This is a genomic window from Pseudomonas sp. B21_DOA (assembly GCA_030544685.1).
Taxonomy (GTDB): Bacteria; Pseudomonadota; Gammaproteobacteria; order Pseudomonadales; family Pseudomonadaceae; genus Aquipseudomonas; species Aquipseudomonas fluorescens_AO.
This window is the reverse complement of sequence record CP086683.1, coordinates 5,626,760-5,642,761: the sequence shown is the minus strand read 5'-3', so window position 1 is coordinate 5,642,761 and position 16,002 is coordinate 5,626,760. Positions and strand designations below refer to the sequence as shown.

The window sequence follows — 16,002 nt, the reverse complement described above, 5'->3', positions numbered from 1 at the left end:
ACCGGCATGCAGAGCACGTCGGTGGGATCGTTTTACGGCAACGTCTTACTTGATGCGCTGACCCGGCTTGGCGCCGCTGTCAGGGCTCAGCAGGTAAATCTCTTCACCGCCGGGACCGGCTGCCATCACCATGCCTTCGGAGATACCGAACTTCATTTTCCGTGGCTTGAGGTTGGCGATCATCATGGTCAGGCGACCGTCGAGCTTGGACGGGTCCGGATACGCACTTTTGATCCCGGAGAACACGTTGCGTTGCTCGTCACCGATGTCGAGCGTCAGGCGCAGCAGCTTGTCCGCGCCTTCGACGTGTTCGGCCTTGACGATCAAGGCGACGCGCAGGTCGATGGCAGCAAAGGCGTCGAAGTCGATTTCCGGCGACAGCGGATCCTTCGCCAGTTCGCCGTTGCCCGCAGGGCGGCGGCGCCAGTGTCGGTCTGGCTGGCGGTCAGGTCTTCTTTCGAGGCGTCGGTCATGGCTTGGACTTTTACCGGGTCGATGCGGGTCATCAACGGTTTGAATTCGTTCAACTGATGGTTGGCCAGCAACGTGGTGTGGTCATTCCAGGTCAGCGGCGCGACGTTGAGGAACGCCTCGGCATCGGCGGCCAGCAGCGGCAGCACCGGTTTGAGGAAGATCACCAACTGGCGGAACAGGTTGATGCCGGTGGCGCAGATCGCCTGGACTTCATCCTGCTTGCCTTCCTGCTTGTTCAACGACCACGGGGCCTTGTCGGCAATCCACGCGTTGGCGCGGTCAGCCAGGGCCATGGTTTCACGCATGGCGCGGGCGAAGTCGCGGGCTTCATAAGCGTCGGCAATGCTCGGCGCGGCGGCGAGGAAGGCCTCGGTCAGCTCCGGCGCGGCATTGTTGTCGACCAGCAGGCCGCCGTTACCCTTGTGGATAAATCCGGCGCAACGGCTGGCGATGTTGACCACTTTGCCGACCAGGTCAGAGTTGACCTTCTGTACGAAGTCTTCGAGGTTCAAGTCGAGGTCATCGACGCCACGGCCGAGCTTGGCCGCGTAGTAGTAGCGCAGGTATTCCGGTGACAGGTGATCGAGATAAGTGCGGGCCTTGATGAAGGTGCCGCGCGACTTCGACATCTTCTGACCGTTAACCGTCAGGTAGCCGTGCACGTTGATGCCGGTCGGCTTGCGGTAGCCGGCGCCTTCGAGCATGGCTGGCCAGAACAGCGCGTGGAAGTTGACGATGTCCTTGCCGATGAAGTGGTAAAGCTCAGCAGTGGAGTCCTTGCCCCAGAACGCATCGAAATCCAGCTCCGGCGTGCGGTTGCAGAGGTTCTTGAAGCTGGCCATGTAGCCGATCGGCGCATCCAGCCACACGTAGAAGTACTTGCCCGGCTCGCCCGGAATCTCGAAGCCGAAGTACGGCGCATCGCGGGAGATGTCCCACTGCTGCAGGCCGGCGTCCAGCCATTCGGCGATCTTGTTGGCCACGGCGTCTTGCAGGGTGCCGCTGCGTGTCCAGGCCTGAAGCATGTCCTGGAAGTCCGGCAGCTTGAAGAAGAAGTGCTGGGAATCCTTGAGCACCGGAGTGGCGCCGGAGATCGCCGACTTCGGATCCTTCAGGTCAGTCGGGGCGTAGGTCGCGCCGCATTTTTCGCAGTTGTCGCCGTACTGGTCTTCGGTGCCGCATTTCGGGCAGGTGCCCTTGATGAAGCGGTCGGCCAGGAACATTTTCTTTTCCGGGTCGAAATACTGCGTGATTGAACGCTGGGCGATGTGCCCGGCGTCACGCAGCTTGAGGTAGATCTGGCTCGACAGCTCACGGTTTTCTTCGGCGTGAGTGGAGTGGAAGTTGTCGAAATCAACCAGGAAGTCGGCAAAGTCGGCGCTGTGTTCAGCCTGTACGTTGGCGATCAGTTGCTCTGGGGTGATGCCTTCCTTTTCCGCGCGCAGCATGATCGCCGAACCGTGGGCGTCGTCGGCGCAGACATAGATGCATTGGTTGCCGCGATGCTTCTGGAAGCGCACCCACATATCGGTCTGGATGTATTCCAGCATATGGCCAAGGTGGATCGAACCGTTGGCGTAGGGCAGGGCGCTGGTGACGAGGATCTTGCGTGGCTCGGACATGGGGCTTCGCTACTTGATGAAACGGAGGTCGGCCACTATAAAGCGCCGGGCAAGATATTTCACCCTGCAAATCGTTGCCGGGCATGCCGTCCGGATGACAGAAGGGGTACGATAGCCGCCATCTTTTCCAGTCTTGTTATCGGAGTTGCCCATGAGCGCCGTCACTCGCGCAGCGGTGGAAGCCGTCCTCAGCCAATACACCGACCCTTACCTGAACCAGGACCCGGTCAGCGCCGGTTGCGTGAAAAACATCGAGATCATCGATGACCGCGTCAATGTGCAGCTGGAAATCGGCTACGCCGCCGGCCTGTTCAAGAGCGGTTGGGCGCAAATGCTGCAACTGGCTATCGAAAACCTCGAAGGTGTCACTGCGGCTAAAGTCGAGATCGCCAGCGTGATCGCCGCGCACAAGTCCCAGGCGCAGATTCCGGGCTGGCCAACGTCAAGAACGTCGTCGCCGTCGCGTCCGGCAAGGGTGGCGTGGGCAAATCCACAACCGCTGCCAACCTCGCGCTGGCGCTGGCCCGCGAAGGCGCCAAAGTCGGCATTCTCGACGCCGACATCTATGGCCCGAGCCAGGGCATCATGTTCGGCATCCCCGAGCGCACCCGCCCTGAGGTCAAGGATCAGAAGTGGTTCGTCCCGCTCAAGGCCCACGGTGTGGAAGTCATGTCGATGGCGTTCCTGACCGACGACAACACGCCGATGGTCTGGCGCGGGCCGATGGTTTCCGGGGCGCTGCTGCAACTGGTCACGCAAACCGCCTGGGGCGATCTGGATTATCTGGTCATCGACATGCCGCCGGGCACCGGCGACATCCAGCTGACCCTGGCACAGAAGGTCCCGGTGGCAGGCGCAGTGATCGTCACTACGCCGCAGGATCTGGCATTGCTCGACGCACGCAAAGGCGTGGAAATGTTCCGCAAGGTCAACATTCCGGTGCTGGGCGTGGTGGAAAACATGGCCGTGCACATCTGCTCGAACTGCGGGCATGCCGAGCATCTGTTCGGTGAGGGCGGTGGCGAGAAGCTTGCCACTCAATATGGCGTGGAACTGCTGGCCTCGCTGCCGCTGTCGATGCTGATCCGCGAACAGGCCGATGGCGGCAAGCCGACCGTGATTGCCGAACCGGACAGCCAGATCGCCATGGTCTACCAGGAACTGGCCCGCCACGTCGGCGCTCGTATTATGCTGCAGGAAGCGGCGACACCGGCGATGCCGAATATCACCATCAGCGACGATTGATCCATCAGCGGCGCTGAAAACCTGTGGAGCGAGCCTGCTCGCGAAAGCGGTAGATCAGACAACCAATGGGTTGAATGACACACCGCATTCGCGAGCAGGCTCGCTCCCACATTTGTTTCAGGGTGACAGTCAGATGCGCAAGCCGCCATCCATCTCCAGAATCCGTCCGGTGTAGTAGTCGTTCTCGAAGATATACGCCGCCGAATGGGCGATCTCCTCCGGCTTGCCCATGCGCTTGAGCGGTATCCCTGACGTCATCTTCTCCAGCGCTTCCGGTTTCATGCCCAGGGTCATTTCGGTTTCGATGAAGCCCGGCGCAATGCCCGCGACGCGAATGCCGTAACGCGCCAGTTCCTTCGCCCAGGTCACAGTTGCGGCTGCGACGCCAGCCTTGGCTGCGGAATAGTTGGTCTGGCCGACGTTGCCCGCGCGGGAGATCGACGAAATGTTGATGATCGCGCCGTTGTTCTTCAGCTCGACCATCTTCGCCGCCACCTCACGGGTGCAGAGGAACACGCCGGTCAGGTTGACGTCGATCACCGCCTGCCACTGGGCCAGGCTCATCTTGGTCATTTCGCCGTCCTTGACCTTCAGCAGCAGACCATCGCGCAGGATTCCGGCGTTGTTGATCAGGCCGTGAATCGCGCCGAAGTCAGCGGCAACCTGGGCGACCATGTGCTCGACCTGTTCTTCATTGGCGACGTTGCACAGGTAGCTGCGGGCTTCGACGCCTTTGGCTTTGCAGGCGGCCACGGCGTCGTCGAGTTTTTCCTGATTCAGATCAACCAGGGCCAGCTTGGCGCCCTTGCCGGCGAAATACTCGGCCATGGAACGGCCCAAACCCTGGCAACCGCCGGTGATAATGATTACTTTGTCGTTGAGTTGCATTCGCATGTCCCGCTGGCAGGTCTGAGTTGTTTTTGTTGTCGGCAACGCTCGATCGGCACCGGCCCGGGCCAGATTGCAGAGCAACATTTGCCCGGTGCGTGCCGGTTACTTTTCGCTGCGCCTGTCCGTTTTCTAGACGGAACCCATTTAAGGAGTCACAAATTGAGCGCTGAAGTGGCGAAGAATGCCCGAGAATTGCTTCTCAAGGAATACCGTGGAGTGCTGTCGACCCACTCGAAATCGATGCCCGGTTTTCCGTTCGGCTCCGTGGTGCCGTATTGCCTGGACGAGCAGGGCCGGCCGCTGATCCTGATCAGCCGCATCGCCCAGCACACGCATAACCTGCAGAAAGATCCGAAGTGCTCGATGCTGGTGGGCGAGCGCGAGGCCGACGATGTGCAGGCGGTCGGGCGCCTGACGTATCTGGCCGAAGCGCAGAAGCTCGAAGACCCGGCAGCCATCGAGGCCGCCGCCGAGCGTTATTACCGCTACTTTCCGGATTCGCAGAATTATCACCAGGCCCACGATTTCGATTTCTGGGTGCTCAATCCGGTGCGCCATCGCTACATCGGCGGCTTTGGTGCGATCCACTGGATCGACGATCTGATCCTGGCCAACCCGTTCGCCGGCAAGGCGGAAATCAACATGGTCGAGCACATGAACAGCGACCACGCCAAGGCCATCGCCCATTACGTCGAGCTCGCCGGGCTGCCCAACAGCGTGCCGGCGCAACTGGCCGGGATTGATAGCGAAGGCATGCACCTGCGCATCGGTCAGGCGGTCTATTGGCTTCCCTTTGCAGCGTCATGTAACACGCCGACACAAGTGCGCGAGGCCTTGGTTTCTCTGGCTCAAGCCCAGTCCTGGCCGAAAAAGCGCAAAGTTAAGCTTGAATTCACGCAAGGGCGACGTCATCTAAGGCTTACTGCAAGGCATTTCTTGCGTTGAGGAAACTTTGATGCGCCCTTTTCTGTTGCTCTTTCTGCTGTTTCCAGTGCTGGAGCTGTTCGTATTCGTCAAAGTGGCAGGCTCTATCGGGTTCTTCCCGGCCCTGCTGCTGATCATTCTCGGCTCGATGTTCGGTGTGTTCGTCCTGCGCGTCGCCGGTCTGGCCACCGCATTGCGTGCCCGGGAAAGCCTGAACCGCGGCGAATTGCCCGCACAGACCATGCTCGAAGGCCTGATGCTGGCGCTGGCCGGAGGCCTGTTGATCATTCCCGGCTTCATCAGTGACGTGGTCGGTCTGGTGATGCTGTTGCCGGTGACCCGTCGTCTGCTGGCGAACAAGATGCGCCAGCGCGCCGAAGACCAGGCCATGCGCCAGCGCGCCTTCGCCGACGACCTGCAACCGCGTGGCGGCCCGGCCCCACGCGAGCCGCTCGGTCGAGAGCCGAATGTGATCGAAGGCGAGTTCGAACACCGCGACAACAAGTAACACAGCATCGACACGGCACCTGCGGGTGCCGTGCTCGTTTATGGCGTTTTTTACTGCGTGGCGATGAAAAATTTTTTCCGCCAGCCCTTGTAATCGGCTTGTGCGCCCCTATGTATCGGTCACCGAAAGGTTTCCGGTATTCAAACCGGACAGACTTGCGCGGTTCGCTCGACGGACCGCAACCGGCGCAGGCCGGATTCGTTAAACCCGCCGGGACTACACCGGCCGATGAAAACCACAATTAGGAGAGATCGACAATGAAGCTTCGTCCTCTGCATGACCGCGTCGTCATCCGTCGCAGCGAAGAAGAAAAGAAAACCGCTGGCGGTATCGTCCTGCCAGGTTCGGCTGCTGAAAAGGCCAACCACGGTGTGATTCTCGCTGTAGGCCCGGGCAAAGCTCTGGAAAACGGTGAAGTGCGTGCACTGTCCGTGAAGGAAGGCGACAAGGTTGTGTTCGGTCCTTACTCCGGCAGCAACACTGTGAAAGTCGATGGCGAAGACCTGCTGGTAATGAGCGAGAACGAAATTCTCGCGGTTATCGAAGGCTGATATCCCCGTTCATTTTCCCGTTACTACAAAGTATTTAAGGAATATCGATCATGGCTGCTAAAGAAGTTAAGTTCGGCGATGCCGCCCGCTCCAAGATGCTCAAAGGCGTCAACGTTCTGGCTGACGCGGTAAAAGCGACCTTGGGCCCGAAAGGCCGTAACGTGATCCTCGAGAAGAGCTTCGGCGCTCCGACCATCACCAAGGACGGCGTTTCCGTCGCCAAAGAAATCGAACTCGAAGATCGCTTCGAAAACATGGGCGCGCAGCTGGTCAAAGACGTTGCCTCCCGTGCCAACGACGATGCTGGTGACGGTACTACCACCGCTACCGTTCTGGCTCAATCGATCGTCAACGAAGGCCTGAAAGCCGTCGCTGCCGGCATGAACCCGATGGACCTGAAGCGCGGCATCGACAAGGCGACCATCGCCATTGTCAAAGAGCTCAAAGCCCTGTCCAAGCCATGCGCTGATTTCAAAGCCATCGCTCAGGTCGGCACTATCTCGGCCAACTCCGACAACTCCATCGGCGACATCATTGCCGAAGCCATGGAAAAAGTCGGTAAAGAAGGCGTGATCACCGTTGAAGAAGGCTCGGGCCTGGAAAACGAACTGTCGGTTGTAGAAGGCATGCAGTTCGACCGTGGCTACCTGTCGCCATACTTCGTCAACAAGCCGGACACCATGGTTGCCGAGCTCGACGGCCCGCTGATCCTGCTGGTCGACAAGAAGATCTCGAACATCCGCGAAATGCTGCCAGTGCTGGAAGCCGTTGCCAAAGCCGGCCGCCCACTGCTGATCGTGGCCGAAGACGTTGAAGGCGAAGCCCTGGCGACTCTGGTTGTGAACAACATGCGTGGCATCGTCAAAGTCGCTGCCGTCAAGGCACCGGGCTTCGGCGACCGTCGCAAGGCCATGCTGCAGGACATCGCTGTTCTGACCGGCGGTACCGTTATCTCCGAAGAGATCGGTCTGAGCCTGGAAAGCACCACCCTGGAGCACCTGGGTAACGCCAAGCGCGTGACCCTGTCCAAGGAAAACACCATCATCGTTGACGGTGCTGGCGTACAGGCTGACATCGAAGGCCGTATCGCTCAGATCCGTGCCCAGGTTGCCGAAACTTCCTCGGACTACGACCGTGAAAAACTGCAAGAGCGTCTGGCCAAGCTGTCCGGCGGCGTTGCAGTGATCAAGGTTGGCGCTGGTTCCGAAGTTGAAATGAAAGAGAAGAAAGCCCGCGTTGAAGACGCCCTGCACGCAACCCGCGCAGCCGTTGAAGAAGGCGTGGTACCTGGCGGTGGCGTGGCGCTGATCCGTGCTCTGGAAGCACTGACCGAGCTGACCGGCGACAACGCTGACCAGAACGTCGGTATCGCTGTGCTGCGTCGCGCTGTTGAAGCGCCGCTGCGTCAGATCGCTGCCAACTCCGGTGACGAGCCAAGCGTAGTCGTCAACGAAGTGAAGAACGGCAAGGGTAACTTCGGTTACAACGCTGCTTCCGGCGAATACGGCGACATGATCGAAATGGGCATCCTGGACCCTACCAAGGTAACCCGTTCGGCTCTGCAAGCTGCAGCCTCCATCGGCGGTCTGATCCTGACCACCGAAGCAGCTGTTGCTGACGCACCGAAGAAAGAAGGCTCGGCTGGCGGCGGTATGCCAGACATGGGCGGCATGGGTGGCATGGGCGGCATGATGTAAGCCAGCCTTATCCCTGTAACGAAAAAACCCCGCCTGTGAAAGCAGGCGGGGTTTTTTATTGCCCGAATTCTGGGCGGGCTACAGACCGAGGTGTGGCCATCGCTGGCAAGCCAGCTCCCACAGGAATCCAAGGTCAGGCACAGAGTGTCTGAACACTTTCAGTCCCTGTGGGAGCTGGCTTGCCAGCGATGGCGTTCGATCAAGCGCTGACGGGGCGTGCTTTGACAACCGTTGCAGCCTTGCTCGCCGGGCGATACAGCACCCAGTAATAAGCCCCCAGACAAATCAGCCAGCAGAAAATAGCCGTCCACACGTTGTGCGAAAAGAAGTGCGCGCCCTGCATCATGCGGCTGATCGAGAACACCGAGCCCAGCGCAAAGGCAAACACAAACGCCTGTCGTGCGAGTCGCGGACGACGGTCGCGCAACACGAAGAACAACGCAAACAGGGTAAACCCGGTCGCCGCATGGCCACCCGGCCAGCAACGTCCCGGCTTGTCAGTGGCGGGGCGATGCTCCATCAGTTTGCTGTAGGTCTCGTGGCCGCCGAATTGCTCCAGGCTCCACGGGCATTGCACGGCGGTGACGGCTTTGACTGGCGTAACAAACGAAGTCGCCAGCCCCAGCGACAGCACCAGACAGCCCAGTTCGCGCTTGAACGGTTTCAGCCGTTCGATGAAAAACGCACCGATGAAACCGAGAATGGCGAACACCGAAAAGCCGATGACCACCTGTTTCGCCCGGTCATGCAGGATGTCTTCAAGGAAATAGCTGTGGCGCCCGATGAAATCGCCGGCGACCGGGTCGTAGAACATTTGCGCCAGAACCATGTCCAGATCGGTCAGTTCCAGCAACAGCAGAATGATCGCCGCCACCGCTGGGATGCCCAGACACAGCCACCAGTTCAGTGGCCTCGAAGCGGGAAGGGCAGAGGTCGACACCATGGGCAGATTCCTTGGTCGATGAAAAGAAAGGGAGAGCGCAATCGCGCGGAGTCTGCGCGCGCAGGCGTCGGCGATTTGTTAACCGAAAGTGAAAAAATCGTCGCAGCGCGCACGGCGCAGATTTATCGAAAAACGCCCCTAGCCCTGAGCCACACTTGGCCGTAAGCTGCGCGGGCCAAGACGGCCGTTACCCCGTTCGGAGGAGATGTCCATGCGAATTCTGCTGGTCGAAGACAACCGTGACATCCTGGCCAATCTGGCCGATTACCTGGGCATGAAAGGCTATACCGTCGATTGCGCCCAGGATGGTCTGTCCGGTCTGCATCTGGCGGCGACCGAGCATTACGACCTGATCGTGCTCGACATCATGTTGCCTGGCATCGACGGCTACACCTTGTGCAAACGCCTGCGTGAAGACGCCCGGCGTGACACGCCGGTGATCATGCTCACCGCCCGTGATCAACTCGACGACCGCCTGCAGGGCTTCAAGTCCGGCGCCGACGATTACCTGATCAAACCGTTCGCTTTGTCCGAACTGGCCGCGCGCGTCGAAGCGGTCATGCGCCGTGCCCAGGGCGGCGGCCGCCGTGCTTTGCAGGTCGGCGACCTGAGTTACGACCTCGATACCCTGGAAGTCACCCGCGAAGGCAAGTTGCTCAAGCTCAACCCGGTCGGCCTCAAGCTGCTCGCGGTGTTGATGCAGAAGAGCCCGCACGTGCTGCGCCGGGAGATTCTCGAAGAAGCACTGTGGGGCGACGACTGCCCCGACAGCGACAGCCTGCGCAGCCATGTTCACCAGTTGCGCCAGGTGATCGACAAGCCATTCGCCAAGCCACTGCTGCACACCGTGCACGGTGTCGGTTATCGCTTGGCTGAGGGGCGAGATGGAGTTTAAGCAGAGTCTTTCCCAGCGGATCATCATCGCCTTTGCGCTGATGAGTGCGCTGGTGGCCGGCGCCTTCGCCATGGGCATCGTCGCCACGGTGCACCTGGTGGAGGAGAAGCTGATTTCCGCAGGGCTGGGCGGCGACCTGCAACGTTTGCTGTTGATGGACAACGTCTCCGACTGGAGCCATCGCCCCGAGCCTGACCAGCTGTTCTATTTCAGCGGTGGGCCGGGAGACTTCGAACTGCCCAAGGATCTGCGTCACCTCGATGCCGGTTTCCATGAAGTGTTTCGCGAGCAGCTGTCCTATCACGCCATGGTTGAAGTGGTAGATGGCCGGCGTTATGTCTTGCTGCAGGATCAAAGCGATTTCGAAGAGCGCGAGCGCGTGCTGTTTGCCGTGGTGCTGGTGGGCTTCGTGCTCAGTCTGGCGCTGGCGGTGTTTCTTGGCTGGGTGCTCGCGCGCAAAGTGATGGCGCCGGTGGTTCGCCTGGCCCGGCAGGTTCGCCATCGCGACCAGTTGCTCGGCTTGGCGCCACCCCTGGCGCCGGATTACGCGGCGGATGAAGTCGGTGAACTGGCGGTGGCATTCGACGCCACGCTGGGGCGTCTGTGTCAGGCGCTGACCCGCGAAAGGCTGTTCACCAGCGATGTCAGCCACGAGTTGCGCACGCCGCTGATGGTCTTGGCCAGTTCCTGCGAATTGCTGCTGGAAAACCCCGGGATCGATCAGCGTGGCCGCGCCCAGGTCCAGCGCATTGCCCGGGCCAGCGAAGAGATGCGCGAACTGGTGCAGACCTTCCTGATGCTGGCGCGCGCACAGAACGAAGAAGCCGGGGCGGCGCCGCAGCAGAACCTGACGCAAGTAGCCGACAGCCTGCTGTGCCTGTGGCGCGAACCGATCGAGCGCAAGGGCCTGACGCTGTTGTTCGAGACGGGTAACCCACCTGACACGCGTTTCAACGCGACCTTGCTGAACGCGGTGATGGGCAACTTGCTGCGCAATGCTCTGCATTACACCGAGCAGGGCTTCATTCGCCTGACCCTCACTGCCAACGGATTTGTCGTCGAGGATTCGGGGTGGGTATTCCCGAGGAAAAACGCGAGGCGATGTTCGAGCCCTTTGTGCGCGGCAGCGAAAAACGTGGCGAGGGTCTCGGCCTCGGTTTATCGCTGGTGCAGCGCATCTGTGAAAACCAGGGCTGGACGGTCAGCCTGAGCACAATGGACCCCAATGGCTGCCGATTCGAGGTAGATCTTGGCGTGAATGCCGGCAAATAGTGGCTCGAGGCTACTCCCGCCCACCTGTCTAAATCCTGTATAACGTTGTAATACTTTGCCGATTTACCTGACAGAATTTTCACAATTGGATGACCTGACGCTGACACGTCGCTGCCTAAGGTGACGTCATCAGAACTCAGGAGTCCAGATGATGGCCGGCCCGATCAAGCTCGATTTTTCCGAAAAGTACGACGACCAACACGCACAACGCTACCTGCGCAAGCACCAGGAGAGCCTTGGCCGCCGCCTGTCGCACTGGCGCGACGAGCAACTGGGGCGCAAGGCCCTGGCGCTGGCGGGGGATCCCGGACTGGTGCTGGATCTGCCCTGCGGCGCAGGGCGTTTCTGGCCCATGCTCGCGGAAAAGCCCAATCGGGTGATCATCGGTGCGGACAACTCCGAGTCGATGATCAAGACCGCGCTGCAAGGCCAGCCGGCCGATGTGGTCAAGCGCGTACAACCGCTGCACACCTCGGCGTTCGATATTGCCTTGCCGGATAACGCGGTCGATAGCATCTTCTGCATGCGTCTGCTTCACCATATCGGTGAAGCAGAGCACCGTAAGGTGATCCTGCGCGAATTCGAGCGGGTCACCCGCGACAGCGTGATTGTTTCATTGTGGGTCGATGGCAACTTCAAGGCGTGGAAGCGTAAGCGCGCCGAACTGGACCGGCCGAATCGTGATTACCAGAATCGCTTTCTGATTCCGGCGGCGACGATCGAAAAAGAATTTGAACAGGCGGGTTTCCGCATTCAGGAACAACTGGACTTTATACCGCTCTATGCGATGTGGCGGGTTTACGTATTACGCAAGAGGTAGAGGATGGCAGTGCAAGCAGCGGTTGGAGCGGATCTCGCTTCGCAAGATGGTTTCGATTATTACTGGGCCCAGCGTGGCGAATGGGTGGAAGAACCCAACGTGCGCCGCGGTGGTGAAAGCGGGGTACAGCGCATCGTCGGCCGTGACGGCCAGTTGCTGTACGCCAAGCGCCAGACCGGGCACATCTATCGCAGCTGGTTGCACCCGTTCGGTCGCCCGACCGTATTGCGTGAACTCGATGCGCTGACCGGCGTGAGCAAACTCGGTGTGCGGGTTCCGCAGATCGTCTTTTGCGGCGCGCAACCGGATCCGCAATACAAGTGGCGCGCACTGCTCGTCACCAAATCACTCGATGGCTTTCAGGAACTGGAGCACTGGCTGGCCGCTGCTGGTGGTCGCGATCAATGTGGCGATGTGGTTTACGAGCGCGTGCTCAAGGACCTCGCCGAAAACCTCGCGCGCATGCACAAGGGCCGCTGGCAGCACAGCTGCATTTACATCAAGCACGTTTTCGTGCGCGTGACCGGTGAAGGCGAAGCGGCGCAGGTTGAAGTGGCGTTGATCGATCTGGAGAAATGCCGCCAGCGCCTGACCGCCTATCGCGCTGCGCAGCATGACATGAAGCAACTGCGTCGCCATTCGTCGTTCCGCGATGCCGACTGGAAAAACTCGTCTACTTTTATGAGACGGCGTTTGGCAGCGCTATCAAAGGTTTATAGCGATGAAACTCGAAATTGCACGAGGTTTGTTCCTGGTCGGGGCCTTGGCAGTTGCTTCACTGGCGGTGGCTGCCTGGGAGCAGCCGCGCATGCAGGTCATAGGGGCGTCCGGGAACGACGCTCATTGTTCGGTTCCACGGGTGGCGAAAGCCTCCGTGGCGACCCAGCCCGATCATGATTTGCTGTTGTTCATGTTCGGGCTGTCCCAGGAATGAGGCCAGCCAGTTGACACGATTCAAGCCCAAATAAAAGGCCTCGCAGTTGCGAGGCCTTTTTTGCACCCGGCTTTATCGGTTCACACCTTACCTGTGGGAGCGAGCTTGCTCGCGAAGGCGTCGTGTCATACAACATCTTTTCCAACTGACATACCGCTTTCGCGAGCAAGCTCGCTCCCACATTGGATCTCTTTATTACGTGGGATCCGGTTTCGCCAGAAAGGTGTAAACGCACGGCAGCACGAACAATGTAAACAACGTGCCAATCGACATCCCTGTGGCAATCACCAGGCCGATGTCAAAGCGACTCACCGCTCCCGCGCCCGTCGCCAGAATCAGCGGCACCATGCCGAACACCATCGCCGCCGTGGTCATCAGCACCGGGCGCAAGCGAATTGCTGCCGCTTCCTCCACCGCTTCACGGGCGCTCAGGCCCTTGTCCTTGCGCAACTGGTTGGCGAACTCGACGATCAGGATGCCGTGCTTGCTGATCAGGCCGATCAGCGTCACCAGCCCGACCTGGGTGTAAATGTTCATGCTCGACCAGCCGAGAAACAACGGAATCAGCGCGCCGCAGATCGACAGCGGCACCGTCACGAGAATCACCAGCGGATCGCGGAAGCTCTCGAACTGCGCGGCCAGCACCAGAAAGATGATCGCCAGCGCCAGGGCAAAAGTTACCCACAGCGCGCTGCCTTCCTGCACGTACTGCCGCGAGGCACCGCCGTAGTCGAAGGCAAACCCGGCCGGGGCTTCTTCGCGGGCAATCTGCAGCACGGTGTCGATGGCTTCGCCCATGCTCACCAGCGGGAATCCGGAAATCTTCGCCGCATTGAGTTGCTGGAACTGATTGAGCTGTCGTGGTCGCGCGCGGTCACTGACCTTGATCAGCGTCGACAGTGGCAGCAATTCGCCCTGAGTATTTTTCACGTAGTAGTTGTTCAGCCAGTCCGGGTTGTCGCGGTAGGCCCGTTCGACCTGGGCGATGACCTTGTAGCTGCGGCCGTCGATGGTGAAGCGGTTGATTTCCGCCTCGCCGAGCAAGGTCGCCAGCGTGCCGCCAAGATCAAGCATCGAAACGCCCATTTGCGCGGCCTTGTCGCGGTCGATATCGACCACCACTTCCGGCTTGTCGAACGCCAGATCGAGATCGACAAAAGCGAATTTGCCCGACTCCATGGCGCGTTTCTCGATGCGCTCGGCGACTTGCAGCAGCAGCTCGTAATCATTGGCCGTATTGATCACGAATTCGAAGGGCAGACCTTCACCGGTACCGGGCAGGGAGGGTAGATTAAAACCGAAGATCTGCAAGCCCGGAATGCTCTCCAGCTTGCTCTGCACCTCGGGGAGGATTTCCATCTGCGTGCGGTCGCGCTCGTTCCATGGTTTGAGCAGGAAGCCGCCGATACCGGCCTGTACGCCGTTGTAGCCGTTGATCTGGAACGATGAGTAGTACTCCGGGAACTCTTTGAAGACGGTGATGAATTCGTCGGTGTAGGTGCTCAGGTAGTCGAGGTTGGTCGGCTGCGGCGCGCTGGCCATCATGAAAATGATGCCCTGATCCTCGTCCGGTGCCAGTTCCGACTTGGTGAACTTGAGAAACACCGGAATCAGGCACAGCACGATCACTGCAAACACCAGCACCACCGGCCGGGTATTGAGCGTGCCGTGCAACATGCTTTGATAACGGCGTTTGAGGCCTTCAAAGACTCGGTCGAGACGATGGGCCAGGCCGCTGGGATTCTCTTCGTGGCGCAGCAGAAACGCGCACATCATCGGCGACAAGGTCAGGGCAACGACGCCGGAAATCACCACCGCCCCGGCCAGGGTCAGCGCAAACTCCTTGAACAACGCCCCGGTCAGCCCGGTGAGAAAACCGATCGGAGCATACACCGCCGCCAGGGTGATGGTCATCGACACCACCGGCATGGCAATTTCCCGCGCGCCTTCCAGCGCTGCGTCGAACGGCGTCTTGCCTTCCTCGATGTGCCGGTGAATGTTTTCCACCACGACGATCGCATCGTCCACCACCAGACCGATGGCCAGCACCATCGCCAGCAGCGTCAGCAGGTTCATCGAGTAACCCATCATCTGCATGAAGAACATCACGCCGATCATCGACAGCGGAATGGTCACCACCGGGATTACCACCGAACGCAGCGCGCCGAGGAACAGGAACACCACGACGATAACGATCAACACCGCTTCGAACAGGGTTTTCACCACCTCGTCAATCGAGGCCTGAATGAACAGCGTGGCGTCGTAGGCGATTTCGCTTTTCAGGTTCGGCGGCAGTTGCGCTTCCAGCTCGGGCATCAGCTTGCGCACTTCCCTGATCACGTCCAGCGGGTTGGCGCCGGGGTGGCCTTGACGCCGATGTACACCGATGGCGTGCCGCCGAACGAGCTGATCGAGTTGTAATTTTCCGCGCCCATTTCCACCCGCGCGACGTCGCGCAGCAGCACGCGGCTGTCACCGTCGACCTTGAGCGGAATCGCCGCGAAGGCCTCGGCGGATTTCAGTTCGGTGTTGGCGTTGATGCTGGTGACGGTGTACTCGCCCTTTACTTCGCCCGCGGCGGAGAGGAAGTTGTACTGGCGCACCGCAGCGGTCACGTCGGCGGCGCTGAGGCCGAAGCCGGCGAGTTTCACCGGGTCGAGCCACAGGCGCATGGCGAACACCTGGTTGCCGAGGATCTCCGCTTCGGCCATGCCCGGCAGCGTCGCCAGTTTTGGCTGGATGACCCGCGACAGGTAGTCGGTGATCTGCGGGTTGCTCAGGTCCTTGCTGAAGAAACTGATGTACATCAGCGCCGAAGCGTCGGCGGATTCCTTGCTCAGCACCGGGTCTTCGGCATCCTGCGGCAGCTTGTTCTTGACTTCGTTGGCCTTGGCCAGCAGCTCGGTGAACAAGCGGTCGGTGTTGGCGCCAATGCGCGCGTAAATCGAGATCACCGAGAAGTTCTGCCGGCTGACCGAAGTCATGTAGTCGATGCCCTCGGCACTGGCCAGGCTTTGTTGCATCGGTTGGGTGATGTAGCCCTGAATGGTTTCGGCGTTGGCCCCGGGATAAGCCGTGGTCACCGTGATCAGGGCGTTTTCCATTTGCGGGTACTGGCGCAGCGGCAGCTTGCTCCAAGCCTGGAAGCCCAGCAGCACTATCAGCAGGCTGACCACGGTGGCGAGCACCGGGCGGCGGATGAACGGATCGGTAAAAGCCATGGGGA

9 protein-coding genes and 5 pseudogenes are annotated in these 16,002 nt (G+C 60.1%); 10 read left to right on the top strand and 4 right to left on the bottom strand.

The features are described from left to right. Positions 1-45: 45 nt before the first annotated feature. Positions 46-2,096 (bottom strand): annotated as a pseudogene (gene metG, locus LJU32_26110) (methionine--tRNA ligase). Positions 2,097-2,247: 151 nt separating this feature from the next. On the opposite strand from metG, the pseudogene apbC reads away from it, so the two are divergent. Continuing rightward, a pseudogene (gene apbC / locus LJU32_26105) lies at positions 2,248-3,341 on the top strand (iron-sulfur cluster carrier protein ApbC). Positions 3,342-3,470: 129 nt separating this feature from the next. Here the strand turns inward: apbC and LJU32_26100 are convergent. Beyond that, positions 3,471-4,229 carry an SDR family oxidoreductase gene (locus tag LJU32_26100; GenBank protein ID WKV88763.1) on the bottom strand — a complete coding sequence of 253 codons (759 nt, stop codon included), beginning with the start codon at positions 4,227-4,229 and terminating at the stop codon, positions 3,471-3,473. Positions 4,230-4,391: 162 nt separating this feature from the next. Between LJU32_26100 and LJU32_26095 the strand changes: the two genes are divergently transcribed. From LJU32_26095 to groL, 4 genes are all read left to right on the top strand, one after another. Continuing rightward, positions 4,392-5,177, top strand: coding sequence for a DUF2470 domain-containing protein (locus LJU32_26095; GenBank protein WKV88762.1), 786 nt, complete (start codon positions 4,392-4,394; stop codon positions 5,175-5,177). 10 nt (positions 5,178-5,187) lie between these two features. Next, positions 5,188-5,664, top strand: coding sequence for a membrane protein FxsA (gene fxsA / locus LJU32_26090; protein ID WKV88761.1), 477 nt, complete (start codon positions 5,188-5,190; stop codon positions 5,662-5,664). A 257-nt stretch (positions 5,665-5,921) separates the two neighbouring features. Then, positions 5,922-6,215, top strand: coding sequence for a co-chaperone GroES (locus tag LJU32_26085; GenBank protein WKV88760.1), 294 nt, complete (start codon positions 5,922-5,924; stop codon positions 6,213-6,215). Positions 6,216-6,265: 50 nt separating this feature from the next. Then, entirely contained in the window at positions 6,266-7,912 is a 1,647-nt protein-coding gene (gene groL / locus LJU32_26080; protein WKV88759.1) for a chaperonin GroEL, read from the top strand. A gap of 199 nt (positions 7,913-8,111) precedes the next feature. On the opposite strand, the gene LJU32_26075 is transcribed toward groL, so the two are convergent. After that, positions 8,112-8,855 carry a phosphatase PAP2 family protein gene (locus LJU32_26075; GenBank protein WKV88758.1) on the bottom strand — a complete coding sequence of 248 codons (744 nt, stop codon included), beginning with the start codon at positions 8,853-8,855 and terminating at the stop codon, positions 8,112-8,114. A gap of 211 nt (positions 8,856-9,066) precedes the next feature. Here LJU32_26075 and colR point away from each other — a divergent pair, with 211 nt between their 5' ends. The 5 genes and pseudogenes from colR (at position 9,067) to LJU32_26050 (ending at position 12,776) form a co-directional block, all read left to right on the top strand. Beyond that, a complete protein-coding gene (colR, locus tag LJU32_26070) occupies positions 9,067-9,750 on the top strand; it encodes a two-component system response regulator ColR (GenBank protein ID WKV88757.1) in 684 nt (227 codons plus the stop codon). Then, positions 9,740-11,022: pseudogene (locus LJU32_26065) on the top strand (HAMP domain-containing histidine kinase). Before colR ends, LJU32_26065 begins: the two are co-directional and overlap by 11 nt. A 151-nt stretch (positions 11,023-11,173) precedes the next feature. Next, positions 11,174-11,842, top strand: coding sequence for a class I SAM-dependent methyltransferase (locus LJU32_26060; protein ID WKV91204.1), 669 nt, complete (start codon positions 11,174-11,176; stop codon positions 11,840-11,842). A gap of 3 nt (positions 11,843-11,845) precedes the next feature. Beyond that, a pseudogene (locus LJU32_26055) lies at positions 11,846-12,561 on the top strand (InaA protein). A gap of 2 nt (positions 12,562-12,563) precedes the next feature. Next, entirely contained in the window at positions 12,564-12,776 is a 213-nt protein-coding gene (locus LJU32_26050; GenBank protein ID WKV88756.1) for a hypothetical protein, read from the top strand. Between the two features lie 195 nt (positions 12,777-12,971). Here the strand turns inward: LJU32_26050 and LJU32_26045 are convergent. Further along, positions 12,972-15,997: pseudogene (locus LJU32_26045) on the bottom strand (multidrug efflux RND transporter permease subunit). Positions 15,998-16,002: the final 5 nt, after the last annotated feature.

Bases quoted from the DNA above. Each gene is read 5' to 3' on its own strand.
- fxsA (WKV88761.1), top strand. From the start codon at position 5,188: ATGCGCCCTTTTCTGTTGCTCTTTCTGCTGTTTCCAGTGCTGGAGCTG.
- LJU32_26050 (WKV88756.1), top strand. From the start codon at position 12,564: ATGAAACTCGAAATTGCACGAGGTTTGTTCCTGGTCGGGGCCTTGGCA.
- colR (WKV88757.1), top strand. From the start codon at position 9,067: ATGCGAATTCTGCTGGTCGAAGACAACCGTGACATCCTGGCCAATCTG.
- LJU32_26075 (WKV88758.1), bottom strand. From the start codon at position 8,855: ATGGTGTCGACCTCTGCCCTTCCCGCTTCGAGGCCACTGAACTGGTGG.
- LJU32_26085 (WKV88760.1), top strand. From the start codon at position 5,922: ATGAAGCTTCGTCCTCTGCATGACCGCGTCGTCATCCGTCGCAGCGAA.
- groL (WKV88759.1), top strand. From the start codon at position 6,266: ATGGCTGCTAAAGAAGTTAAGTTCGGCGATGCCGCCCGCTCCAAGATG.
- LJU32_26100 (WKV88763.1), bottom strand. From the start codon at position 4,229: ATGCAACTCAACGACAAAGTAATCATTATCACCGGCGGTTGCCAGGGT.
- LJU32_26060 (WKV91204.1), top strand. From the start codon at position 11,174: ATGGCCGGCCCGATCAAGCTCGATTTTTCCGAAAAGTACGACGACCAA.